Origin of the sequence: Mesorhizobium sp. B2-6-4, from assembly GCF_006441495.1 — a bacterium.
Taxonomy (GTDB): Bacteria; Pseudomonadota; Alphaproteobacteria; order Rhizobiales; family Rhizobiaceae; genus Mesorhizobium.
Map to the genome: position 1 here is coordinate 1 of NZ_VFUE01000011.1, position 24,225 is coordinate 24,225.

General features: G+C 60.5%; 21 protein-coding genes and 4 pseudogenes. 9 read left to right on the forward strand and 16 right to left on the reverse strand.

Features of this window, described 5'->3' with window-relative positions; translation table 11 throughout:
• Positions 1-395 precede the first annotated feature (395 nt).
• On the reverse strand, positions 396-1,097 hold the full coding sequence (locus FJ426_RS16355; RefSeq protein ID WP_140825305.1) for a hypothetical protein: 702 nt from the start codon (positions 1,095-1,097) through the stop codon (positions 396-398).
• A 497-nt stretch (positions 1,098-1,594) separates the two neighbouring features.
• Between FJ426_RS16355 and FJ426_RS16360 the strand changes: the two genes are divergently transcribed.
• From FJ426_RS16360 to FJ426_RS32175, 4 genes and pseudogenes are all read left to right on the forward strand, one after another.
• Positions 1,595-2,410, forward strand: coding sequence for a hypothetical protein (locus FJ426_RS16360; RefSeq protein ID WP_140825306.1), 816 nt, complete (start codon positions 1,595-1,597; stop codon positions 2,408-2,410).
• A 333-nt stretch (positions 2,411-2,743) separates the two neighbouring features.
• A complete protein-coding gene (locus FJ426_RS31615) occupies positions 2,744-2,989 on the forward strand; it encodes a patatin-like phospholipase family protein (protein ID WP_210242331.1) in 246 nt (81 codons plus the stop codon).
• Positions 2,986-3,228 (forward strand): hypothetical protein, encoded by a 243-nt coding sequence (locus FJ426_RS31620; RefSeq protein ID WP_210242252.1) that lies wholly within the window; start codon positions 2,986-2,988, stop codon positions 3,226-3,228. Before FJ426_RS31615 ends, FJ426_RS31620 begins: the two co-directional genes overlap by 4 nt.
• A gap of 4 nt (positions 3,229-3,232) precedes the next feature.
• A pseudogene (locus FJ426_RS32175) lies at positions 3,233-3,422 on the forward strand (hypothetical protein); the annotation flags it as partial.
• Positions 3,423-4,055: 633 nt separating this feature from the next.
• Here FJ426_RS32175 and FJ426_RS16375 read toward each other — a convergent pair.
• The 8 genes from FJ426_RS16375 to FJ426_RS16410 form a co-directional block, all read right to left on the reverse strand.
• On the reverse strand, positions 4,056-4,898 hold the full coding sequence (locus tag FJ426_RS16375) for a BtpA/SgcQ family protein (protein ID WP_140825307.1): 843 nt from the start codon (positions 4,896-4,898) through the stop codon (positions 4,056-4,058).
• Positions 4,895-5,803: a PfkB family carbohydrate kinase gene (locus tag FJ426_RS16380; RefSeq protein WP_140825308.1), complete on the reverse strand. Its 909-nt coding sequence runs from the start codon at positions 5,801-5,803 to the stop codon at positions 4,895-4,897. Before FJ426_RS16380 ends, FJ426_RS16375 begins: the two co-directional genes overlap by 4 nt.
• Before the next feature lie 3 nt (positions 5,804-5,806).
• The gene (locus FJ426_RS16385) at positions 5,807-6,577 is read right to left on the reverse strand and encodes a glutamine amidotransferase (RefSeq protein ID WP_140825309.1); all 771 of its coding nucleotides are present in this window, start codon (positions 6,575-6,577) and stop codon (positions 5,807-5,809) included.
• Between the two features lie 59 nt (positions 6,578-6,636).
• Positions 6,637-7,728, reverse strand: coding sequence for a phosphotriesterase (locus FJ426_RS16390; RefSeq protein ID WP_140825310.1), 1,092 nt, complete (start codon positions 7,726-7,728; stop codon positions 6,637-6,639).
• Positions 7,729-7,732: 4 nt separating this feature from the next.
• Positions 7,733-8,737 carry an ABC transporter permease gene (locus FJ426_RS16395; protein ID WP_140825311.1) on the reverse strand — a complete coding sequence of 335 codons (1,005 nt, stop codon included), beginning with the start codon at positions 8,735-8,737 and terminating at the stop codon, positions 7,733-7,735.
• Positions 8,734-9,531 carry an ATP-binding cassette domain-containing protein gene (locus tag FJ426_RS16400; RefSeq protein ID WP_140825312.1) on the reverse strand — a complete coding sequence of 266 codons (798 nt, stop codon included), beginning with the start codon at positions 9,529-9,531 and terminating at the stop codon, positions 8,734-8,736. The genes FJ426_RS16395 and FJ426_RS16400 overlap by 4 nt, the downstream gene beginning before the upstream one ends.
• Before the next feature lie 77 nt (positions 9,532-9,608).
• Positions 9,609-10,547 carry a substrate-binding domain-containing protein gene (locus FJ426_RS16405; RefSeq protein ID WP_140825313.1) on the reverse strand — a complete coding sequence of 313 codons (939 nt, stop codon included), beginning with the start codon at positions 10,545-10,547 and terminating at the stop codon, positions 9,609-9,611.
• A 123-nt stretch (positions 10,548-10,670) separates the two neighbouring features.
• Complete coding sequence (locus FJ426_RS16410; protein ID WP_140825314.1) at positions 10,671-11,282, reverse strand: cupin domain-containing protein; 612 nt, start codon at positions 11,280-11,282, stop codon at positions 10,671-10,673.
• 574 nt (positions 11,283-11,856) lie between these two features.
• Between FJ426_RS16410 and FJ426_RS16415 the strand changes: the two genes are divergently transcribed.
• A complete protein-coding gene (locus FJ426_RS16415; RefSeq protein ID WP_140825315.1) occupies positions 11,857-12,444 on the forward strand; it encodes an EF-hand domain-containing protein in 588 nt (195 codons plus the stop codon).
• A gap of 293 nt (positions 12,445-12,737) precedes the next feature.
• Here the strand turns inward: FJ426_RS16415 and FJ426_RS16420 are convergent, their stop codons facing one another.
• Entirely contained in the window at positions 12,738-13,925 is a 1,188-nt protein-coding gene (locus FJ426_RS16420; RefSeq protein ID WP_140825316.1) for a cation:proton antiporter, read from the reverse strand.
• 647 nt (positions 13,926-14,572) lie between these two features.
• On the opposite strand from FJ426_RS16420, the pseudogene FJ426_RS16425 reads away from it, so the two are divergent.
• A pseudogene (locus tag FJ426_RS16425) lies at positions 14,573-14,689 on the forward strand (BA14K family protein); the annotation flags it as partial.
• A 319-nt stretch (positions 14,690-15,008) separates the two neighbouring features.
• A complete protein-coding gene (locus FJ426_RS16430) occupies positions 15,009-17,567 on the forward strand; it encodes a membrane-bound PQQ-dependent dehydrogenase, glucose/quinate/shikimate family (protein ID WP_140825318.1) in 2,559 nt (852 codons plus the stop codon).
• 368 nt (positions 17,568-17,935) lie between these two features.
• On the opposite strand, the gene FJ426_RS16435 is transcribed toward FJ426_RS16430, so the two are convergent.
• The 6 genes and pseudogenes from FJ426_RS16435 to FJ426_RS16455 all read right to left on the reverse strand — a co-directional run bounded on the left by FJ426_RS16435 (position 17,936) and on the right by FJ426_RS16455 (position 21,957).
• Positions 17,936-18,466 carry a sigma-70 family RNA polymerase sigma factor gene (locus FJ426_RS16435; RefSeq protein WP_181176967.1) on the reverse strand — a complete coding sequence of 177 codons (531 nt, stop codon included), beginning with the start codon at positions 18,464-18,466 and terminating at the stop codon, positions 17,936-17,938.
• 564 nt (positions 18,467-19,030) lie between these two features.
• The gene (locus tag FJ426_RS32035; RefSeq protein ID WP_281405490.1) at positions 19,031-19,165 is read right to left on the reverse strand and encodes a hypothetical protein; all 135 of its coding nucleotides are present in this window, start codon (positions 19,163-19,165) and stop codon (positions 19,031-19,033) included.
• A gap of 494 nt (positions 19,166-19,659) precedes the next feature.
• Positions 19,660-19,836, reverse strand: a complete 177-nt coding sequence (locus tag FJ426_RS31375; RefSeq protein ID WP_181176951.1) for a hypothetical protein — start codon at positions 19,834-19,836, stop codon at positions 19,660-19,662.
• Positions 19,837-19,960: 124 nt separating this feature from the next.
• Entirely contained in the window at positions 19,961-20,158 is a 198-nt protein-coding gene (locus FJ426_RS16445; RefSeq protein ID WP_140825321.1) for a hypothetical protein, read from the reverse strand.
• A 149-nt stretch (positions 20,159-20,307) separates the two neighbouring features.
• Positions 20,308-20,858, reverse strand: a pseudogene (locus FJ426_RS16450) (hypothetical protein).
• A gap of 130 nt (positions 20,859-20,988) precedes the next feature.
• Entirely contained in the window at positions 20,989-21,957 is a 969-nt protein-coding gene (locus FJ426_RS16455; RefSeq protein WP_246675556.1) for a YadA-like family protein, read from the reverse strand.
• A gap of 676 nt (positions 21,958-22,633) precedes the next feature.
• On the opposite strand from FJ426_RS16455, the gene FJ426_RS16460 reads away from it, so the two are divergent.
• Together FJ426_RS16460 and FJ426_RS16465 are read left to right on the forward strand one after the other, a co-directional pair.
• The gene (locus tag FJ426_RS16460; protein WP_140825322.1) at positions 22,634-23,773 is read left to right on the forward strand and encodes a helix-turn-helix transcriptional regulator; all 1,140 of its coding nucleotides are present in this window, start codon (positions 22,634-22,636) and stop codon (positions 23,771-23,773) included.
• Positions 23,774-23,891: 118 nt separating this feature from the next.
• Positions 23,892-24,144, forward strand: a pseudogene (locus tag FJ426_RS16465) (IS481 family transposase); the annotation flags it as partial.
• Positions 24,145-24,225 lie beyond the last annotated feature (81 nt).

Genomic DNA, 24,225 nt, shown 5'->3' on the forward strand with positions numbered 1-24,225 from the left:
TCTCCGATCCCACTACAGAACCGGCAACCTCACAGATCGCGACCACTCCCGAAAGGTGGTCCCAAAACAGCGCTTACCCTGAAGATGCAGCAGCTCCCGCAAAACAGTGGGTGTGAAGTTCTGATATTCGTCCACGAGCAACGGACGCGTCGGGCCGCATCGGGCGCCCAAAAAGTTCATGCAATCCTTGGCAAGATCGTATGTGTGCTTGCTGTCCCTTTGGACGCCGTAACGTCATGCAGCATCAGGAACATCGGCCTGATAGCCTTGGTATGCTGCGCAACTTCACAATAGGCAGCTCCGCTTTGGGCGGCTATCCAGTTGAGCGCTACAGTCTTTCCGAGTCCGGCTTTGCCGACCGCAAGCACCTCGCCTTCCGGTTGGCACGGAGGTTTCTAGCATCCGTTGAGTGCCATTCCCGACTCGTCGCCTAAGCCCTGCGCGGTCAGGCAGTTCCAGTGTCTTTGATTTTCACGCATCTCTTCCTCTGTCTTGCGGTTTTCCTCGATTGCCGCATTGGAATCGTCGGCGCCGGGGCCAGGCGACTGCTGCGCCTTTCTCAATGCAGCCGCTCCCAGTAGTGTAAGAATGCCTTTCATCACCTCGACGGTCGGATCAGATACTGAACCGGAACCATCCGCGGCATCGGGAGTACGGGTCAGGACGGTTTTCCGCTCGGCGAGGATCTCTGTTGCCCGGCCCCTTGCCCAAGTCCCCTCAAGTTTTCCATTCGGTCTCACCTGGTAGATAACGGGCGCATCGCTTCCCCAGTCGACGGTAAGGATATCACCCTTCAGCAAGCCTTCGCCCTTGTAGCTATTGCCAACTGACCATTCGAACCGAAAGCGGTTCTCGCCGACTTTCGTGACCTTGCAGGCACCCGCATATCGCGAGCCGTCGGGATTGGTCCCCTGGACTGAATAGGTCCCTTCGAGCTGCGTTGTGGCGGCAGTCTGTCCCGCTGTCCGGGCGGATGCTTCAGCATCCGCCGCTGTCGCAGGCGCGAGGTTGAGGAAACTCGCCAACACGATCCCTGCACACCACAGGATGTTACGGCCTATCGAAGCCGTTCCATGGACCAATGTGTGGTCAGTCATTTGGACTCCCCTGCTTTCGCGACGGCGCGGGGCTGGACCTGGAATTGGCGATCCGTACCGCGTCGGAACGTCGTCTCCTTCGAAAAGAACCAGAATACAGCTCCAATCTCAGGAAGTCATTTTAGCCGAAGGGAGTAGTGCGTTCGGTTCAGGGGAATCTCTGACGATTGGAACTATCAAGCATGACCTCCCAACGACGAAGGTGCAGCGCATATACTATGTACGGCTGATCTTTCACGGCGTCGACGACTTCAAGATGGCAGCGAAAGCACTCGGCGCGGACACAACCGAAATGCATCAGAGCAAGAAGGCGCCATTCCATATGCATTCTGTAAATCAGCGTGCGAAATTGGACTCCACCAAAGGTGCAGACCGCCGGCCGCTGCCTCTCAGCGGTGCGCTGCTAACTTCCTAAGTAGGTGTTCTAAGCTAGTTTCGGCTGTGCTACTCTTCCCGCGCAACATGTGCTGGGGGGTACAGTGCAAATCCTGTCTTCGTTGAGAACCATCAGCAGTCTAGCGGCTGCACTGCTCTTGATCGGTTGCGTGGAGAGCGAGCCACTCAATCAGATGCCCGCCAACTTTAAACCCGAAAAGCCGCTGGATGACATCTACTATACGGGAGAGAACGAGAAGGTGCAGGTCTTCACCGTCCGTCATGATAGGCAGGGACTCTACCAGATTGCGTTTCCCGCTCCCAACAAAGACCCTGCAGACGTGCATTTCGGAGCCCTTGGCATATTCGGCTGTTTGCATTGTGGTGTGAAGGGAGAGGAAATAAACGCTGTGGCTCTTATGCCCAAGGATGGGGATACCATATTCGGCTATCTCCAGTTCACAAAGGGGCACTGGGTTCTGAACGTACCGACCATCTCGGAGGACAAATTGTCCGTTGTCCAGAGCCTCGCCAGAAAACACGATCTTGCAATAACGAAAGACGCTCTGGGGCTATACAAGATTGCAGGGGATCTGACGTTCGAGAACCTGACGGGCTTCTTCAGAGACCCCGCGTACTGGGTCAGCACCAAGCCCTCGCAGACCATGGTTCTAAATCGGTTCGGGTGTGAAATGGCCAAAGCGGCGCTCAAGCGAGCCAAGACCGTTGCAGATGAAGAATGCACAGCGGAATTCTTGTGCTCTTATGATACCGACTCAATTCAGGATGCCGCCGAGCATTTGGCCAAAGCCTGCGATGGCATAGAGCGCAACGGCCTATCCCGCGGACAGACAGTCAAAGAGATGGAGCGATTGCAGAACAGGGTGGCGAGCGAGATCTACGATTTCGAGAACAATTCCGAACGAGAATTTTGGTAATTCGAAGTCTCGTTTCCAGTCTCTATTTGTGTCAAAGAGACGCGACATTGACAGCAAGTTTGAAATGCGACGGTGACGCGCCGGTGCGCGCCTGCAGCGAAAGACTGAGCCATGTTGCGAGCCATTTCCCGGGAGGGCAGCACGGGTCGAACTGTCGCCGCCTGCAGCGTTTTTTCCAGTCGATCCGGCTGGATCAGGCGGTTGTCGCGCAGCTCGTGGTGCAGATGCTGAACCCGTCGCGGCCCGAATGCTGGCGCTCGACCGCACCAACTGTCCTCGACGCCTGCCAGGATAATTCGCCTATATGTTGAGACAGACGGGATATTGGGCTCAATGGTCAAGACGACAGCCGCAAGCAAGACTTTCCGAATACTCAGCCTCGATGGTGGTGGCGCCAAGGCGTTCTACACGCTTGGCGTTCTCGCCGAGGTTAAGGCGGCTGCGGGCAAGCGCTTGCACAAAGTTTTCGACCTCATCTACGGCACTAGCACAGGCTCGATCATCGGGACTCTGCTGGCGACTGGCAAAGCCTCGAAGACATTCATGTCCTTTACAAAGAGTACGTGCCAACCGTCATGAAGCAGCGATCGCGCGACGCCAAAACCGCGGCACTGGCGAAGCTGGCGCAGGAGGTCTTCCAAGACAGTGGTCCCGAAGCTCTGAAAACTGGCGTCGGCATTGTAACGACGAACTGGCAGACCGAACGCCCGATGATCTTCAAGGCCGATGTGGGACAAGCCCACGGGCGCCAAGCTTCGTTTGTTCCTCTGTTCGGCTGTAAGCTCAGGGATGCCGTTCAAGCATCCTGTTCGGCCTAGAGACGTCGACGTCGTCACGGCCCTGCAGGCCGCCAACGACGGGCCAAAACGCATTGGAGGTTCTCGACCAGGCAGTTGGATGGCACCGGCTGCTCAGAATGACGCCTGAGCTTGAGACGATGATCGAGGACAATGAGACATCTCCCCTGACCTTAGCGGCCGAGCTATATGCGACCGTCAACAAGTACGCCGGAGGAGAGCCAACTCGTAAGAGCGCTGAAGATCGTCGAATAGGCCTTTTGGATCCAGGCGATAACCGCCTTTCTCACAGATGCTGGTGTCATGGTTCCCTCCAGACTGCCTCGGTGCGATCGCCGAAGGCCATCCCACCTACTTCTCATCCTCGGGCGCGCCCTTTTTAAGAGGTGCATTCGGGAAATGTGGTCAAGAGTCGGGACTAATGATGCCAAAGCGATTTCCAAAATCCATTCTGAAGTGCCTGACGCACCCGCACTGGGATCGTCTCGAAAACGAAAGCCTCAAGGGCACAATCTCATCACCGAAGGGCCGCACGGACCCCGTTCGCGCACGTGGCGCTGATGGGCCGGCCGGAATGGGAATTTCTCACAGGCCGCCTAAGGGCACGAAGGGCAGATGAGGAAAGGCAGACATGCGCCTCCTGGGCCACGCGGACTTTCAGCCGTCGACACGACTGGCGAGACGCACTTAGCGCCCTCCCGAGTTCCCTCAATTGCTAGGCAGTGCGCTATCCCGCGAGCCCGCAAGAGTGCGGACATTCGGGGATCCGCAGGTGCCTGGCGTCATAGCCTTAGGCAACCGTCGCTATCGCCACACGGCGACCAGCAGGCGTTTGGATTTCCGTTCGGTCATCGCCTGAGCCCGGCCGTAAAAGCCTTCACCCGGGCGGCGTCGACCTGGTTCCACCAGACGCCGTCGTGCTTCAGCGCGCTTGCGATGATGACACCGTCGACGATGCCAAGGATGTCGTTGGCGTTGTCGGGCGTCACACCGCTACCGACTAGTGTAGGGAGGCCGGCGGCGTCCTTGATGATGCGGATGTAAGTTAGATCTGCGGCGTGCCCGGTGCGCTGACCTGTTGCGATAATGGCGTCGGCGTCGAAGAAGGCCAGATCCTTGACCAATTCCTCCACCGGGCGGTCGCCAACGATGGCGTGCGCGCCATGCTTGACATGAGCATCGGCGAAAATTCGGATGCCGTTGGCGCGCAGCCGGGCGCGGTAGCGTGCTGCGCGGCCAGACTCGCCCTCTACGAAGCCCTCGTTGGCGACGTAGGCATTGGCCCATTGATTGACACGGACGAACCCCGCGCCAGCAGCACTGGCGATCGCAAGCGCCGGGATCGCGGCATTGGCTAGCACATTGATGCCGATCGGCTTGCCGAGTTCGCGGCGAATTCGATCGGATACGACCGCCATATAGGCTGCTGTCTCCGGTCCGATATCGTCAGGTTTTGCGAAGGGGATATCGCCATGGTTCTCGACGATCACGCCGTCGCATCCGCCATCGAGATAGGCGCGCGCATCGTCGAGCCCTCGCTGGTAGATCGCCTCTATCGCCTCGCCGTTATAGCGTGGCGCGCCGGGAAGTGGCGCAAGGTGAACGACGCCGATCACCACTTTGCTGCGGCCGAAAAGCTGGACGAGTGCGTCACTGCCTGATTGCCCGATCGGACGTGAGGGCTGTGTCATGAGAACTCCGTTTGATCGACAAGCGCTGCCATTTCAGACGCGGAAGGGCAGGACAACAATGTGCCCGGCCGTGTCACCGAGATTGCTGCGGCGGCGAGCGCGAACTTCAGCGCTGAGGTAACCGGCATCCCCTTTGCGAGCCCGCCGGCCAGGCAGCCACAGAACACGTCGCCAGCACCACTGGTGTCGATCGCCTCGACGTGGGGGGCCGGCAAATGAAGTGTTCCTGCCTGGTCCGGGCCAAGCACAAGACAACCCTTGGCGCCCAGCGTGATCACGACTTTCCCGGCGCCTTCCGCCGTGAGCGCGCCGGCCGCTGCCGCCATGTCTGTCTGACCCGTCAGCGCTTTCGCCTCGGATTGGTTCACCACCAACATGTCTGCCAGGCCGAAGTCAGGCATAGCGGCCTGATCGAAAGGGCTGGCGTTCAGAATGGTGCGCGCACCATTTTCCCGTGCCGCCCTCAGGCAGGTATTTGTCGCGGCGCGTTGCAGGTTCCCCTGGCAGACAAGGATGTCGCCAAGCGTAATCCGGCGCGCAAGCGTAGTTTGCGCGATCGGATCGAATACTTCGCTGCAGGCAACGCCACTGACGATGAAGTTCTCGCCGCCAGCATCGATGACGATACTCGAGCGGTCGCTCGGCAGCTCGAATTCGCTCACCCACACGTCCGACAACTCCATGTCGAGCCGGCTCCTGATCCATGCGCCCACCGGGTCCTTGCCGAGCGCCGTCCACAGCATCACCGCCGCGCCCGTTCGCGCGGCTGCGACCGCCTGGTTTGCGCCCTTGCCGCCGAGACCGTCAGAATAGGCAACGGCGTTCAAAGTCTCGCCGGCGGCAGGGAAGCGGCCAAGGCGAAACGTCGTGTCGACACAGGCGTTGCCCACGACGTGGACGTGCATCGGTCAGTTCCCGCCGGTTGCCCAGCCAAGCATCTGCTCGAACAGGGTCTTGTAGCCTTCCCAGGCGATGAACTCCGGCGGCAGCCAATGCGGTCCGACATCGGACGTCCAGGCCACGGTGCGGCCCTTGCCGTAGTTGCCGGTGACGAGCAGCGGCAGTGATCCATATTCCGACGACACGGTGGCCAGAACTTCCGCCCCGTCCTTCAGCGTCACCTCGTTGAAGCCGAGCAGCATTGGCCAGTCCGCACCGAGACCGTTCAGGATGGGATGGCCGGGCGAACCCTTCATCACAGGCGCAAAGCCCTCCGGGACCTCGACGCGGTCGTCGACCGCGAGGCAGTTCACCGGCAGCACGTCCTCGACCGGGGTCTTGCGATAGCGCGCGCCGCCGTTGATGCCTTGGAAGCTGTAATAGCCGCCGAACATCAGAAGTCCGCCGCCGGCGCTCACATAATCGCGCAGCAGACGCAGGCGGTTCGGCGTTCGCTTCGAGTGAACCCAGGTGTCGGGATGCAGCAACAGCGTGTTGGCGCCGATATCGGAAAGCACCACCGCGTCATATGCAGAGAGGGCTTCCATCGTTTGCGGAAAGCTGCGCTGCGCCTCATGCGCCGGCATGAAGGTGACGTCGAAATCGGTCGCACTCAGTGCCGTCAGCAGTTCGTCCGCGCCGGTGTGGTAAGTGACCGTCGGAAACTGGTCGAAGCCCTTGATATGGGTCGCCGTCGAGACCCATGATTCGCCGGCTAGCAGGATCTTCTTCTTGGACATTTTAACTCCGCAGTAGGTCTGGGCTGCCGCAAAGCTGGCCGCCGTAATTCTTGGCCGTTTTAATTCTGCTGCCCGAACACCGCCTTGGGATTGGCGATCAACATGCGGTCGATCGCTGCCTGCTCGACGCCATGCCGTTTCAGACGAGGCACGAAGTGCTTCAGGATGTAGCCGTAGCCGAAGCCGCCGAAGCGGGTTAGCATGATCTTGAGGAACACATCCTGGGAGAGAAGCAGCCGGTCGCCCAACCCCGCTTCGACAAGCGCCGCTATCGCTCGTGCATTCTCGTCATCGGAGGGCGATTGCGCATTCTGATCGGCATAATAGTAGTCCATGCCGATCATATCGTATTCGAGGAACGCGCCGCGCCGGGCGAGGCTTGTCTGGTAGTCCAGATCGTCGTGGCTGGGATTCATGTGGCAGAGGACGGTGTGACGAAGATCGGCGCCCTCGTCCTGCACGACATCGAGCACGTCGTGCGCGAGGCGCTCCCAGCCCGGCAGATGGATTGACAGCGGCACGCCCGTGATGCGCGAGGCTCGGGCGGAAGCTCTCAGCGACTTTCTTTCCTCGGCGGTGAAGTCCTTGCTGACGCCGACCTCGCCGATCAGGCCGGCCATGATTGGCGGCTGCGTCTCGCCCCCACCGACATCGTTGACAATGAACTCGGTCACCGCGTCGACGTCCATCGCCTTCAGCCATTCGGGATGGGTGTGCTCGAGATAGAAGCCGGTGCCCATGACGATCTTCAGACCGGACATGCGACTGATGCGGGCAAGCTTGTCCGGCTCGCGGCCGATACCGATGTTGGTCGCGTCGACGACGGTGTGACCCCCGAGCGCGCGATAGCGTTGCAGCTCCGACAACGCCAGGTCGCTGTCGTCAAGCGAAACATTGTCGCGATTCACGTAAGGGTTCATACGCAGTTCGCCGATGATTTCAATATTCACCGGCTGCTCGGCGAGCGCCATGTCGTCCGGATGACAAGGACATTTCCAGGTGCGCCCGCCGTCGAGCAAGATGTGCTCGTGCATCAGGGTAATCCCCATCTCGTCGACAGGGATGGAGCCGAGCACCGTCATCACATGGCCGGTCTCAACTCCGATCTCCAGCCGTTGCTTGCGCGGCGCGTTATCGAAGAGACTATTCATGAGCTCAACGGCTCCGAACGGCGCCGCGGAACAGGCGGAAGTTCAGCCAGATGGCGATCAGAATGATCGTGCCGGTCACGATCGGCGTCAGGAAGGGCGACAGATGCGCCAGGATCAGGCCGTTGCCGATGACGGCCACAGTAAGTGCGCCGAGCACCGTGCCAATGATGGTTCCGCGGCCGCCGAACAGACTGGTGCCGCCAAGCACAACGGCGGCGATCACCTCAAGCTCGAAGCCTTGCCCGGCATTCGAGGATCCGGATCCGAGTCGGGCAGCAATGATGATCCCCGCAAGCGCCGCCGCGGTGCCGGAAATCACATAGACGAAAAGGGTCATCAGCCGCGTGTTCACGCCGGCGCGTCTCACCGCTTCGGTGTTGGCGCCAACGCCGGTCACATAGCGGCCGAACGGCGTCTCGTTGAATGCCAGGTAGGCGATCGCGAGGATCGCGACCGCGATCAGCGCCGGCACCGGCACACCGAGAAACCAGGCGCGGCCAATGACCGTGAAAGAGCTTCCCGGCTCGACGGGGATAGAATAGCCGCCGGTGATGAGCAGCGCCACGCCACGGATCACCGAGAGCCCGGCAAGCGTGACGATGAAGGCCGGGATGCCCTCATAGGCCACGAAATAGCCTTGCATCGCGCCGAGAAGGGCACCCAGCGCAAGCATGGCGAGGATGACAGCCGGCCATGGCAGGCCGAACTGAAGCAGTGTCGCCGACAGCGTTGCCACTAGCGCCAGCACGGAGCCGACTGAAAGATCGATGCCGCCCGTGGTGATGACGAAGGTCATGGCCGCGGCAACGATCAGCAGCGGCGCCGACTGGCGCAGGATGTTCAACAGATTGGGCGATGTCAGGAAGGCGTTGGTCGCTACCGAGAAAATAATGCAGACGACAAGAAAGAACAGCGCAATAGACACGACACTACCATTGGCGAGCATCGCTTCTCGCCATGTGGCCTCGCGCACCCTTCGGGACTGAGCGGAGTTGGTCGCTTCGCTCATATCGGTGCTCCATCGCGGTGTCGATTGGCAGCTGAACGAGCATTGAATTTGCGGCCAACGATCAGATTGACCACGTCTTCAATATTGGTTTCGCCGATCAGCCGCTCGGCGACGTTGCGTCCTTCGTACATGACTTGGATGCGGTCGCAGACGAGGAACAGATCCTGGAGGCGGTGGGTAATCAGAATAACGCTTACGCCGCGGGCGCTCACGGTGCGGATCAGGTCCAGCACAGCCTCGACCTCGGCGACGGCAAGCGCTGCCGTCGGCTCATCCATGATCAGCACCGAAGGCTCGAAAGAGGCAGCCCGGCCGATCGCGATCGATTGTCGCTGCCCGCCGGACAGGTTTTCGACCTTGAGCCGCGTGTCGGCGATAACGATGCCGAGGCGGTCGAGCATCTGGCGCGTTTGCTCATGCATGCGCTTCTTGTCGAGAAAGGAGATGCCGGCGATGTGCCGGCGCGGCTCGCGGCCGAGAAACAGATTACCGGCGACATCGATCGTGTCGCATAGCGACAGGTCCTGATAGACCATCTCTACACGCGCTGCACGGGAGTCCGCCGGCGAGTTGAAGGTCACCGGCATTCCATCAATCTCGATAGTGCCGGCGTCGGGGATAACCGCTCCCGACAGCACTTTACTCAACGTCGATTTTCCCGCGCCATTGTCACCGACCAGGCCCAGGACCTCGCCCGGCTTCAGCGTCAGGGACACGTCATCGAGCGTCTGGATGGCGTTGTAGCGCTTTGAGATGCCGCTCATGCGCACCCGGTAGGTCTCGCTACTGCTCATCTTGAATATACGCCATTTTGCAAAAGCATCCGCGGCGTAGCCTCAGGCGCCGCCGCAGGATCGGCCGTCGATGCAGCTTACTTCAACATCGCACGGTATTGGTCGACGTTCTTCTTGGTCACGATCGTCACCGGAATGTTGATGATCGGGTCGACCTTTTCGCCCTTCTTTAACTTAGTCAGCGCTTCGACTGCGGCCTTGCCTTCGCCGGCCGGATCCTGCTGGACCACCGCCACCACCCAGCCATCGTCGATGCCCTGAACCGCCTGCTTGGTGAGGTCCCAGCCAAACACCTTGACGTCGCCGGTGCGGCCCTGGCTGGTTACGGCGGAAACAGCACCCAGCAACGCCGGCTCGCCGGTCGCATAGAGCGTCGTCATGTCCGGATTGGCGGTCATCAAATTCTCCGAAGCGCTCAACGCCGTCTCCTGAACGTTCTGACCGTCGACCGTATCGAGAAAAGTGATCGCCTCGCCGCTATCGGTGACGGCCTTCTTGAAGCCGTCTAGCCGCTGGTTCTGGATGAAAGAATTGAGCGCGCCGATGATGCCGATCTTGGCTTTGCCGCCCATCTCGGTCTTCACATAGTCGGCGTAGAATTTGCCGATATCCGCACCAGCCTTGGTGTTGTCGACCCCGATGAAGGCGACGTTATCGCCGTTCGGGATCTGCGCATCGATGGCAACCACGGGGATGCCGGCCGCCTTGGCAGCAGTGATCGCAGGCTTGACGCCGTTCACGTCGATGGCGACCAGGATGATGCCATCGACTTTCTGTGTGATGTAGGTCTCGATCGCGTCATTCTGCGCGCTCGGGACGTTGTTGGCATTGAAGATGACGAGCTTGGCGCCGGCGGCATCGGCCGCCTTCTGCGCGCCCTCATTGATCTGGTTGAAGAACAGGGCTTGCTGGTTGATGTTGACGAGAGCGAAGGTGTCGGCGAGAGCTGATCCCATGGCTGTCGAGCCAATGGCAATGACGGCCGCGCAACCGACGAGAAGTTTGAACAGACGCATTTGCGATTCCCCTTGCTTGCGGGCCAAACCTCAATTTGCTTGGTCCCATTGGTGCTACAGGCACGAGGCAACAATTCAAGACACTTGAATATTTGTCAATGAGTTTGAACGATCGAAACGCAATCAGAAGGTCGCCGGCGTGTTGACCCAGAAAATGCTCGCGCGCTCCTTCCCAACGTTGCGGTAGTGATGCGGTAGCTCCGACCTGAACACGAACGCGTCGCCAGCAGTGAGGTCATGGTTCTTCCCGTCGACGATCAGCTCGATCCGACCCGTAAGCACATAGCCGACTTCCTCGCCGACATGCTGGATCGGACCTTCGCTCTCGCCGTCTGGCTCGATGTGATGGATATTGCACTGGAGCAGGTGACCGGACGAATACGGAATGACGCGTTCGAGCGAGATGCCGTCGCCGCGCCTCAACGCGTCCAGTGTGATCAACGGTCGCGCACCTGCCCGGAAGACGATCGCCTCGTCATCGTCGACCTCCTCGAACATCCAGCCGATATTAGTGTCCAGAACCTCGACCAGGCGGTGAAGCATGGGCAGCGATGGCGAAGCCTTTCCGTTCTCGATCTTGGACAAAAGGCTTTCAGAGCAGTTCGCAGCGGTGGCCAGCGACTTTAGCGTCATGCCGCGCGTTTGCCGAGCGAGGCGCAACCGCGTTCCAAGGCGCACGGCATTTACGGTGCCGCCCATTTCGTATTCTGGCCGTCGCCGATCGATCTTGTTCATCCGTTCGCCAAGCATTCAACCATCAAGGGAGGACTGACTGTCGCGCGAGCAAAAGACAGCGGCGGCCGATTTGCAAGCGGTGATCTGCCAATTTCGACTTGAAATGGGAGCGCGTTGCCCGATCGAGCGGCTTGATTCGAGTCAGCCGTCAACCTGCTGACTGCCACTTGACGCTGATGCCGAGCTTGGCGCCGATGGATCGGCTGTCGCCGAACTCTTTCAGGCTCGACTTGGCGAAGGCCTCGCCGAAGACGGTGCAGCGGTCCTCGTTCCAGCTCAGTGACCGCCGATACCCAGCCCGCCCCATAGCGGCTGGTCGCGTTCGTGCAGGGTTGAACCAGGCGCGGCAGCGCGCTACTCGCGCCTAAGATGGGGCGGCGACCACCAAACCACAGTCGCTGGGCTGAAACGTTGCGGTCCGCCCAAGACGTGACGGCACCGGCGCAATGCACCGGCGCCAGTTGCGGCGTTTCCTGTAACTTCGTCGTGACCCGAGCCTGTTGGCGGAACAATCGGATCAAGCTCCAGTTTGGCGCAGGGTTTCCAGGCAAACGACGGATGGATGGAGCATGCCATGAAATTTCCGCCTAGCACGACGGCTGCGGCCGCCGCCTTTATAGTTGTGACTTTTCCTGCGCTCGCCCAGACAAGCGGAACACCGGCGCCGACGACACCAGCGCCCGCTCCGGCGACCGAACAGCCCGGCGCCGGGCAGTTGCCGGATGCGAACGGACAAGCGGGTGGCCCGACACATGAAATGATCCGGCAAATGGTCGAGCAAGCGGTCCAGGAGAAGCTGCAACAGGATCGCGGTTCTAACGAAGGTTACCGTCATGAGGACCGCGACAACGAAGCTGGCGGCGGCGAGGATGCTGAGCATCCCGACGTAGCCAACCGTCACGGCGACCGCTGGCAAAATCACGGTGACTGGGGCCAAGGGCATCGAATGGCTGGACAGCGCGGTCACCGCATGATGCGCGGCGCCGGGATGCGTCTGATGCTTGGCTTGCTGGACACGGATGGCGACGGATCTCTATCGGAGAACGAGGTTCAGGACGCGGTAGGCAGGATCTTCTCTGCCGTGGACGAGAATGGTGACGGGAAGATCGACCTAGACGAAATCCAGTCCTTCATACATGGCTCTAGCGGTGAAGACATGTAGCAATTGTCCTTCGAGCAGGAAGTCTTCAGTCGCGGTCCCGCGGGTGAAGAACGCATTGACGAACATGAACCGGCGGGAGCCTTGCGGGTTACCTGCTCGGCTTCGGACTGGCCATCCTGCTCACCATCTCCTCGCGGCGCAGATTGACTTGATCTACCAACCGACGGTGATTTCGGCCCTGACGTGCTTGCCATCGCGTAGATGGGCGCTAACCTTGTCGTCTTCCTGCACATCACCACCGGCCGGGCTATGGGCAAAGTTGCAGCCGTAGACTGCCGGGAACCGTCAGGCTGTCAATCATCAATCGTCAGGCCCATTCGGCGAATGAGCCAAGGCATCGTAAGGCCCTGGACGAAGATCGAAAAGGCGACGACAGCAAAGGCCGTAACGATGATTTCGCCGCGTTCGGCTATGCCTATGGGCAGTGCGAGGGCCAAGGCCAGAGCGAGCGAGCCTCGCAGTCCTCCCCAGACCAAAATGTGCTGATACTTCAGATCAACCTGGAGTGCGGTTCCGGCGAGCAGGCCACAGAGCGGGTAGATGGCCAGCACCCGGCCAAGGAGTACGAGTAGGACGGCAATCGCCGAGCCTACGGAAAAAATCCCCAAAGGCTGGTGCGCTTCATGGCCGCCGATCAGAATGAACACGATTGAGTTAGCCAGGAACGCTGCATATGCCCAAAAGGCAAGGACGTGGCTCCGCGCATTGGCGGAAATTGCCCCCTTCCAGCCGACATTGCCGACCAGCAGACCGGCCGTGAGGGTGGCGAGCACACCGGACATGCCGAACTTCTCAGCGATAAGAAAGGAGCCGTAGGCAGCAATGGTCGTCAATGTGATTTCCACCAGATGATCTTCGGTTCGTCCCGCTATCAGAAGAAGCACCGCTGCCACGAGCGCGCCCATGGCCACGCCGCCTGCCACCGTCCAGGCAAATGACGACGCTATTGCCAAAGGCGTAGCGCTGGCGCCAGCAGCAATCGACAGCAAGATCACGAAGCCGACGGCGGCCGCACCGTCGTTAAGCAGGCTTTCGGACTCCACCAAGAGCCCGAGACGAGGTTGCACTTTCATCTCTTTGAAGGCAGCCAGGACCGATACCGGGTCCGTGGCGGCGATTAGAACCCCGAACAGGCTCGCGCCGATCCAGCTCCATCCAAGCAGCAAATGCATGCCGGCCGCCACAGCCGCTGCGGCGATGGCGACCCCTGGAAAGGCGAGCAGTGCTGTCACCGGGAGATTTACCCTGAAGTGACGCCACTCAATCTCCAGCGCCGCCTGAAAGATCAGCGGCGGCAGGAATACGGTAAAGATCAGATCACGACTGAGAGGCAATTCGGCCACGCCCGGCAGGAAGCTCAGCGCAATGCCAGCCGCAACCAAGCCGACGCTGTAGGGCAACCGCAGACGCCTCGAGATTATGGCAACCAGCGAAGCCGTGAGCAGGATCATCCCTAAGGTGGCGATAGACAAATCATCCATTTTGCCTCCGGGTCAGCTGCGGAAGTGCATTGGAACCCGCTCACCGCCTACAGGTTACGCCAGTCGACCTCGGGCGGGGCGAAGAACAAGATGGGATGACCACCGGAAGCAGGACCAACGTGGCAGGATGGTCAGGGCACGCAACTGCTTATAGCTCATTAAAATCTGGGCACCATCCGACACGAAGAGATCAGTCCTATTGACGCTGGACGGCTGAGCGCTCGCTTCCCGGGGGGCCCGGCTCGCCCAGTGACTTGCCAATGTAATGTACGACGCCACTAAAACCAGATGCGACCTTCGACCATGTGGGTAATCCTGCTGGAAACAATTGCTGCGGCATTGAGCTCACAAAATTTGGAGCTATGCGGCGACGCCGGGCTGGCTGCCGCTGGCAGGCTGCTCATTGCGTAATCAATCTCTTGCAGGCGGTGCCGCCGAGCAGCGGAGGCATGGGCCCGACAGCACTTCCGGCCAGAAGCCGAGCATTGTCAGGAGCATCTTGTGTGCGCTGCGAGCGTTCCTTCGCTGTGCTTCAGGAGCTTAAAGAGTTCAAATAAACTTGACCGCGCATTCGGAACAAAGCCACCTCGTTGTTGTTCGCAACCAAATGCAACGCCATTAGGGAGGAATTCATGCAACAAGGCTCCGCATCCAGTCGGCACGTTCGACGGTGCTATGATCATTATCGATCCTATAGGCGATCAGACAACACCTTCCAGCCCTATAACGGCCCTCGCCGACAATGTCGGTCCCCATACGGATAACGTTCTCGACCGGCAAGTATCGCAACCGTCGCAGGCGCGGTGGCGGCATCAGCCCGAATGACACCAAGGAAGTACTTCATGTGGAGTTCAAGCGTGAATCGCGGAATAGCAATTACCCTGGTCGTCCTTGTCGTCATTATCGCAGCAATTCTCGTCCTGCGGGGTGGTGGATCCACGGCTGGAGGATCGGGCGGAGAGACGCCCCACGCGCTCGATCGTCGGCCGTAGCGTGGAATTCGTCGAACCTTCGCTAGGGCCTTCATCAGGTCGCGCTTCGATGCGGAGACGACAAACTCACACCTAATCAGGAGAGTGCGCGATGTATCGGCTCGTGCTGTCGGCAATCACTTTTGTCGTAGGAGCAATCCTCGTCGTCGGGGGCCTTTGGTTGGCGGTCTTGGGCGGCAGCTGGTTCTATTTGGTACTGGGTGCGATGCTCGCCACATCCGGGATTCTGATGGCGCGCCATAACCCAAAGGGCGTGGGGCTTTACGCTTTGGCGACACTGGTCACACTCTGCTGGGCACTATGGGAAGTGGGCTTTAACTGGTGGGCCCTCGCGCCGCGGGGCGGGCTCATACTGGTAATCGGCGTTCTCGTGCTCCTGCCAGCCTTCATAAACATACCCAACCGCTCCGATCGAGCGGCGGTAGCGTCCAATCGGAGCGGCACAAGCTTTGATATCAATAATGCCGCTTTGGCGGCGGTGATCGTGTTGGCGGCTGCCGCAGGCATTTATTCGATGTTTCAGGATCCAGAGGATGTTGCTGGCACTTTCGATCACGACCGCATGGGGGCGGTGTCGTCTTCAGGCGACGGCACCCCGCCAGGACAATGGGTCGCCTATGGACGGACCTCGATGGGCCAGCGCTACTCGCCCTTAGCCCAGATCACTCCGAAAAACGTCGGCAACCTGCAGGTGGCGTGGACATACAAGACAGGGCAGATACGCGGGCAGAATGATCCCCAGGAGACGACCTATGAGGTCACGCCGCTGATGGTCAACGACACCGTATACATCTGCACCCCGTTCAGCACAGTGATAGCGCTCGACCCAGACACAGGCAAAGAGAAATGGCGGTTTGATCCTAAGCTCAAAGAGCCGCCCCAGGCGACTACTCAACACATGACCTGCCGAGGGGTCGCGTATGAGGAGGTCACGCCGGCCGACCTGCCCCCCAACGTTTCACTCGCGCCGGATGTCGCCGGGGCGCCCGTGCAGGCTGGCGCCGATCTCCAGCAGAGCGTCGACGAAATTACAACGCAGGCCGCCGGGGTGCCGCAAAATGTGGTGACTGGACAGGCACAGCCTGGGGCTCCCAACCCGGTCATCAATCGCGATCAGCCGCCAGCCAGCGTGAGCTTGACCCGCGAATGCATGAAGCGGCTTTTCGTCCCGACATCGGACGGCAGGCTTATCTCGATCAGCGCCGAGACCGGCAAGATCTGTCCGGGGTTTGGCGGCGCTGACGGCACCGTCAATCTGTGGGCCAACATGCCCAACGTGACGCCAGGTTCTTTCTATTCGACGTCGCCTCCCGTCATCACTCACGACCTTGTCATCGTTGCGGGAGCGGTCAATGACAACGTGGCAACCACCTCTCCATCTGGAGTGATCAGAGCCTTCAACGCCTATACGGGCGCACTTGTGTGGAATTTCGACAGCAAGAACCCAGATGCCACCGGTCCTATTCCCAATGGTCAGACCTATTCCAACAATGCACCGAATTCATGGAGCGTCGCCAGCTACGACCCCAAGCTTGGACTCGTTTATTTTCCGATGGGCAACGAGTCGCCGGACCAGTTTGGTGCCAAGCGCGGACCCGAGACCGAGCGGTTTTCGTCTTCGATCCTGGCGCTGCACGCAGACACGGGTAAGGTCGCCTGGGTCTTCCAGACGGTCCACCATGACCTCTGGGACTATGACGTGCCGGCTCAGCCGAGCCTAGTCGATCTCACCGTGGGCGGACAGGACGTTCCGGCTTTGGTTGCGCCGACCAAGCAGGGTGAAATATTTGTTCTGAACCGCCTCACCGGACAACCCATTCTGCCCGTCCAGGAAGAGCCCGCCCCGCAAGGTGCTGTGGACCGCGATCATACGTCCCCGACTCAGCCCCACTCCGCAGTGTCTTTCCGGCCGAAGGCACTTACCGGAGCGGATATGTGGGGCGTCACCCTCATAGATCAGCTCTATTGCCGCATCCGCTTCCGTCAGCTGAGATATGACGGGGTGTTTACGCCGCCTTCCACCGAGGGCAGCATTGTCTACCCGGGCAATTTCGGCGTCTTCAATTGGGGCGCGATTGCGGTGGACCCGCAACGAGACATTGCCTTTGCCATGCCTGTCTATCTGGCCTTCACATCTCAGCTTCTGCCTAGGCCGGACAACACGACCCGTGTCGTGACTCAGAAGGGCGCCCCAGTGTTCAATGAAAATTTCGGCGCCCCTTATGCGGCCAAGATGGGGCCCTTCTACTCGTTTCTAGACCTTCCCTGTCAGCAGCCACCCTGGGGATATGTCGCCGGGGTGGATCTGCGGACGGGCAAGACCGTATACCGCCATGTCAACGGCACGGTTCGCGACCTGTCGCCGATTCCGCTTCCCTTCAAAATGGGGGTGCCCGGAATTGGTGGGCCGATCGTGACCGCGGGCGGAGTGGCATTCTTAAGTGGAACCATGGACAACTATGTTCGCGGTTACGATCTTCGCACAGGGCGCGAGATTTGGCGCCAACGGCTGCCGGCGGGCGGGCAAGCAACACCGTCCACCTACCACGCTACTGACGGTCGGCAGTATCTTGTCGTTGTTGCCGGCGGTCATGGGTCTACTGGCACCAAAGCAGGAGATTCGGTAATCGCCTACGCGCTGCCTCGCTAGAGCTTGGCTCAATGAGGCTAAACAGTGCGATTTTCAGAGCGCATCGGGGGCGAGCCGTATGCATGTCAGCTACAGTGGGCTGTCGAACGTCATTGGCAGCACCGTTGCTGAAATCTCGCTCGACGAAGCATCTGTTCGAGATGCGGGTCTTGGGTCACGAAAAGCGCGCGAGGAAACTTGGCCTTCGGAAGCCTGGCTAGCTGAGCGGAAAGCCCGCGACGGTGTTCGCCGTTGCCCCAACATCTCCGGCAGGCGCGACTCGGGCCTAGGCGCGCGAACTTGTTTCTCTTCTTCGTCTGAATTGGGCCGCTTTTACCCCGGAAAACAAAAGTCACGCAGGCTCAGCGCCTATATCATTCTGGGCCGGCTTAGTGCCGTGCGCTTTCAGCATCCCAGTGACTATCCGAAAGTTGGGGCCGCCGCTCGATCAGCGCCTGCGACGATCTTTCCCCTAGAAGCTCCAGAACGCCGGCACGCGCACGGTTGAGGCGGCTTTTGATGGTGCCGACGGCGCAGCCGCATATTTCGGCCGTCTCCTCGTAGCTTACGCCCAGCACGCCAATCAGCATCAGGACCTCACGTTGGTGTGATGGTAGATTCTGGATCGCCTGATGTACTTCCCTACTTTGCACGGACCAGTCTTGCGAGGGCTGCGAGATTGGCCGGCTTGAGGCACAGTCGAGCAATCCAGGCGCTTCCCTGGCCGCCGCTTTGAGGCGGGTGTAGTGGGTGTTGCGCATGATGGTGAAGAGCCAGGACTTCAGGCGCGTGCCCGGCTCGAACTTTTCCAGATTGGCAAGCGCTTTGGTCAATGTCTCCTGGACAAGATCATCGGCATCGTCGGGCACGTGGCAAATTGTTCGCGCAAATGCGCGCAACGCAGGAATGAGATCGATGATGAAAGTCTCATCGACGCCAGGGTTCGGCAAGTCATGCTCTCTGGGTGACAATGTTCGGGCCCGAGCAAGTAGGAGTGAATGCGAGCAGATTAAGGGAAAGAATGCCCGAGAAAAAGGAACGTTCCTGTGTTCTGTCGCTCACTCGAAAGGTTGGGCGGAGCCGCTCGGCGAAGGGGCCTTCTTCGATCTCGAGGTACCACGGCGAAGACGAACTGAGCGAACGACTGGCGCGCCTGCGTGCCACATCCATCTGAAAGCCAATCTGCCCAACTGTGTTTGGCTGCTGATCAATCGCGCTGATCAGCGAACCGTCCAGGAATTGTGTCAGTTGCCTGACCGCCCTTTGTGCGACTTTGCAATGTAGCAGCTAAGTTAAAATGTCCGGATCTGGCAAAGTAGGAATGTCGCTCCTGCCTTGCCAATCTCCCCGCCTTCGAGAGCGCGGGAGATTGCACGGTTCTGACGAGCGAAACGCGAGCTGCGGCCTGTCGAGGTTCTGTCGAAGATTGTTGAGCGGCGAATGACGCGCGTTGCAGCGGCAAACCTGCTCGACGTTTCAGTTCGTCAGGTCAGCGGCTGTTGAAGACTTTCCAAGCGGATGGCGCTGCGGCTCTCCGGCACAAGGCGCGTGGCCGGCGTTCCAACAATCGCATTGTCGATGGTGTTCGCGACTTCGTGCTTCAGCTGATCCGCGAACACTACATCGACTTCGGTCCAACGCTAGCCGGTGGAGCATTCGCAGTACGCGAAACCGCCAACACGGACTGCCTTAGCGGACTTTTGCACCCATTGCGCCTCGGCCCGTTCTGGAGGGTCTCGCCGATCGAGCGGTTATCGGTTATGAAGACCCTTGCCGGCATCGTCCCGCCGGTGCCACCATTGGGTGAGCCGCCAACGCCGCCCTGACTTCCCCAGTCATTGCCACCATCCCCAAGCATGCCTGCGCCGCCCCTGGCCTCGTTGCCGGAAAGGTCGACATTGCTGATGGCAAGGGTTCGCCCTCATTGACGAACAGCGCTCCGCCAAGCCCCGCGCCGGCCCCACCGCCTTGGCTGGTGCCACTTTGGGCGAGTGCGTCGGAGATGGCCAGGTTCTCCACCCGCACAGTACCCGATGCCACGAAAAGCCCGCGATGGTCGCCGCCGCCAGAAAGCGTGTGGCCGCCACCGGAAATCGTCACATCGCTATGCACGTCAGGCAGATTGCCGCCGCCGCCCGCTGTGGGTGATGTCGTTCGACAACGTGATGGTGTCGCCGTTTGCCTGGCTGGCCAACGCCGATCGCAGTTCTGCCTCCTTGCCCACCAGACAGTCCACGGCAAATGCGGGACCAGTCGCCATGCCGGCCAGGACCAAGGCCGTGGACGCCATCCACCTTGCACGCCTGAGCGACCGGCTTGTGTTTGCAGTTGCACGCATTTCCATTTGATCCCCGACCCTGAAGCTGCGTCGCGCGACACTCGGTCCTTGCGCCGGCGAGGCGATGGCCGGAAGGTTACGTGATGATTTCTATTGACCAGTCGTCATTTGACGACATCCGGGCGGGTTGCAGGCCTTTGTTGCCCCATAGCAACATGCTACCCGCGACCACCTTCCCTTTATGGATCCACTCCAGAACTACGCGCGCAGCTTCGGCTCGATCCTTGGGCCGTCCAATCAGCAGCCGGCCACCTAACGAGGCCGGCATGTCCATCTCGCAATCCCAAGCCACCCACTGCATTTGCCGGATCGAGTACGCAGATGTACCTCTGATGCGTTTTTCCGTCCGTCAATGACGTACCTCCTGATATCGGGGCGGGGCAAAAGAATCCGGCGGCACGGCTGCATTCACGTTTCCACTGGCTACGGCTTGCCCGGTTTGCTTCCCTTCTTCGCTTGCACGGCGATCGAGGGCCCATCCGGCGGCGGGCCTGTAACGACCGGCTTCGGCGGGTCGGCGGCGGGTGTGTCGGGCGCCTGCGGCCCGCCGGACGTGAGGTTGACCGACACCCCGTAGATTTTCCACTGCCGATTCACCGGTTCGAACAGCAGCTCGAAATTGACCTGCAGCGGCACCGACGGGAAAACCCTGCCATGTGCAGTATACCGTTCGGCTCGATCTGGGGCAGCAGCGTCAGCTGCGGCTCGAGCACCGCAACGGCGCTGAAATCGAGCGCCTGCTTGCGCTGACTGGCAAAGATGTCACCTAGCCCTGCTGCGCTGTTGGCCTGAAAATTCGGCGAGCCGAGATCGCGTAGAACGGTATAGTTGCCAGTCTTGTTGGCCTGGTCGAGCGCCAGCAGCGTTGTCCTGGTGAGGATCAGCACGCCGTTGCGGTCGATGCTGGCGGGATGGGCTGCCTTTTCCATCACCCGCTTGTCTCTGCTTTGCGAATGCGCGGGCTGCACAGGCATCGAGACGACCACCAGCGCGGCGGCCAATGCAGCGAAAAAACCGCGGGCGCCCGAGGTCCGCCAACCGGGCGCCCGCCACTGAAAAGACACGACATGCTGAAGCCCCAAAACCCCGTTCATGCCGGCCGCGTCAGTTCAATGTCCATGAGGCTCCCACGCTGGCGCCGACATCGCCACGGCTGGTGGTGGCCGACACAGCGGCGTTGAGGCGGAAATCCTCACTGGTGTTGTAGCCAAGGCCAAGCGCCAGGCCCGATTGCCCCTTGAAATGACCAAAGCTGCCAGCGATCGACAGTTTCTCAGGCCTGTCATCGTAACGCAGTCCCGCCGTCGCCAGTGCTAGCGCCGTACCGCCACGGGCTTCCGTGCGGTTTTCGCTGATCTGCTCGCCAAGATCCTGAAAGCCGGATTCAAGCGCGCCAACGCGGCCGTCGAGCGCAGCAATATTGGTGGTGTTGGTCATCACCCTGGTGTCGAGATCCGCGATCTGCGTGGTGTGCGTGGTGAGCATGTTGGTGTTGCCGGTGATGCGCGTCTCGTGATCGGCGAGCTCGGTGGTGTTGGCCGCGACCTGCGTCGTGTTGTTGGTTATGCGCGTCTCATGATCGGCGAGCTCGGTGGTGTTGGCGGTGATCTGCGTCGTATGACTGTTCACCGTGGTGCTCAGATCGGTGATGTCGGTGCTGTTCTGGGCGACCTGTGCCGGCAAGGCTTCGAGGGTCGCGACGTCGAATGTTGAAGCCGCCAGATTGCCGTCGCCGTCCGTCGTCATCAGATAGGTCGTGGCGCCTTGCGCGTCCTTGCTCGCCTGCGAATTGACGCCGGCCAGCGTATAGGTGTTTCCGCCCGTGCCGATGGCGACCTGGTTGTCGCGTGTTGTCGATGCGCCTTGGCCGATAGCGGCCGAAGCGAGGAAATTGGCGGTTGCCCCAGCGCCCAGCGCGGTGGCGTTCAAGGCATTGGCGGTTGAGTTGTGACCCAATGCAGTCGCTTCGTTCTGCCCATCAGCCGCTACGCCCGCTTCGGCGCCCATGCCGATGGCCGTGCCGCCGCTGCTCAGAAAGCCGATATCAAGTCCCGCTTTTGAATAAGCGCCCAAGGCAGTGCCCTGCGCCCCTGCCTCCGCATTATATCCTACGGCCGATCCTTCGAGCTCTCCCACATACGCGTGCGGACCAACGGCTGTGGCGAAGGCAGCCGATGTCTGTGCCTGTCCTATAGGGATACTGGTATCATTGCCGCAGGCGAGGCTGTTGGCATGGCCAGCATCCAAGCCACCGGCGCATTCACCTGCCCACGCATGCCCCGGAAACGCCGAGATCGCCAAACCCGTCACGCCGGCCAAAGCGGTGGCGAGGACCGGACCGCCGCGCGAATTGTCTTGCTGGGTCGTTTTCGCGTATCCGGGTGCGAGGCGGAACCGCCTCGCACCCGACGGTGCGGCGTTCTCTAGCCGGCGCGGCGCACCCTCCTGCTTGACCATTCTTGCCATCACGCCCAAAGCCCCCGATCAAATTGCCGATGCGGCGCAAGAGTGCAGACAAGGCGATGAAGCGAACAGTCGTCATATGCCGACTGTTCCTCGCTTTGTGAGGCCGCTACCTCCTTGTTGGGGCGGGTTGTTGCCGCATGGCCACATATTCATTTTTGCTAATTATCGATGAGGGGAATCCGGTGGCGCGATCATCGCCTTCAGCGACAATGCAACTTGTGCGAGAGCTTCCGTGTGTTAGTCTTTTTCGCGAAACGTGGGCATCGGCAGGATGGGGAGACCAATGGCTGACGTCACCATCGAAGCGGTCTCCGCCGTGGTCGGCCAGATCTATGAGGCGGCCTACGACCAGGAACGCTGGCTCGGTGCGGTAACCGGCCTGCGCGACCTGTTCGGCGGTTCGCGCTCCTGCATCGTACGCGTCAGCTTGCAAACGCTAGACGCGGTCGCATCCGACCTCGATCCGGAGCTCAATTCGCAAAAGGGCATCGAAGCCATGCTTCGCGATCCCCTGGCAGCGGCGTCGGCCGCCTTGCCCCTCGGCACGGTCAATCGTTGGCCGCCGACATCGGACGAGCCGGCGTACCATAGCCGTGAACTCTGGCAGGATTGGCTGAGGCCGCGCGACATGCATCGCGGGCTCGTCTGCAATCTATTCGCCTTCAATGGCGCGCACTGGCTGCTCGACGTTAATCGCGGTGTGAGGCACGAAGCCTTCGGTGCCGAAGACATCGACCTGTTGCAGAAGATCGTGCCGCATGTGCTGCGCGCCGGTCAGATCGGCCGGCAGCTGGAGAAAACATCGGCGCTGGCATCTGCTTTTTCACACCTGCCCTTCGGCGTCTTTCTGGTCAACGGCCATCAGCAGATCGCGCACATGAACGAGGCCGCCGAGGCCATGCTGGCGCGGCCGGACAGTCCGCTGACACTGAGCGAATGCTCAATCGTTGCCGCCAATCCGCGGGATACGCAGGAGTTGCAACGGCTCGTCATCGATGCCTGCTCGCTGCGCGACGGCGCCATGCCGGGCGCCGGTGGGACGGTGCTGGTGCCGTCCGATCGCCAGCGATCCGATCTGGCACGGTTGGTGCTGTCGGTGGCGCCCTTCATCGACGCCCGCGCCTATGGCCTGGCGTCGGAACGTTGCGCGGTGATCATGGTCACGGAGGTCGCCCGCCGCATTGCCGGTGGTTTCGAGACGCATATCCGCGGTCTGTTCGACCTGACGCCTGCCGAAGCGCGGCTGGCAACGGCATTGGCATCGGGCCAGTCGCTGAAGGAAATCACCGCTGGCTTGGACATCACCGTGAAAACCGGCCGGACCTACCTCGAGCGGATTTTCGCCAAGACCGGAACCCGCCAGCAGAGCGAACTGGTGGCATTGCTCAAGAGCACAGAACCGCTCAGCGGGCGCGGCCGGTGATTGGTCTCGTGGATAGCGAGCGTCCCAAGGATCGAGAGGCCAATGGCTGACGCCAACCTAGATGTTTGATCCCAGGCTTTGATGATTCATCATTGTGGTCCGAATCAAAGGATGCGCTATGGGCCAGGTTCTGCATGGGAGCGCCACAACGACAGAGGCGATCCGTCGAGCGATACAGCATAGTCAAGCGAGCCTGAGGACGCTTTCGAAGCGCTAAGTGGAAGAAGCGGAGTTCGACCGGCGATCTACCCATCGGCCCCAGGGAGCCGAGATCGACGGTTCTGTCTGTCGAGGAAGAGGCCGTCATCGTCGCCTTCCGCCGCTACACGCTGCGGCCGCTCGACGATTGCCTCTACGCATTGCAGCCGACTGGAGGTCAGAGCACCCTTTGCTGACGCTCCGGGCAAGCAAAGCCGAAACGCACTCTGGAGCTGGAAGCAACCCATTACACC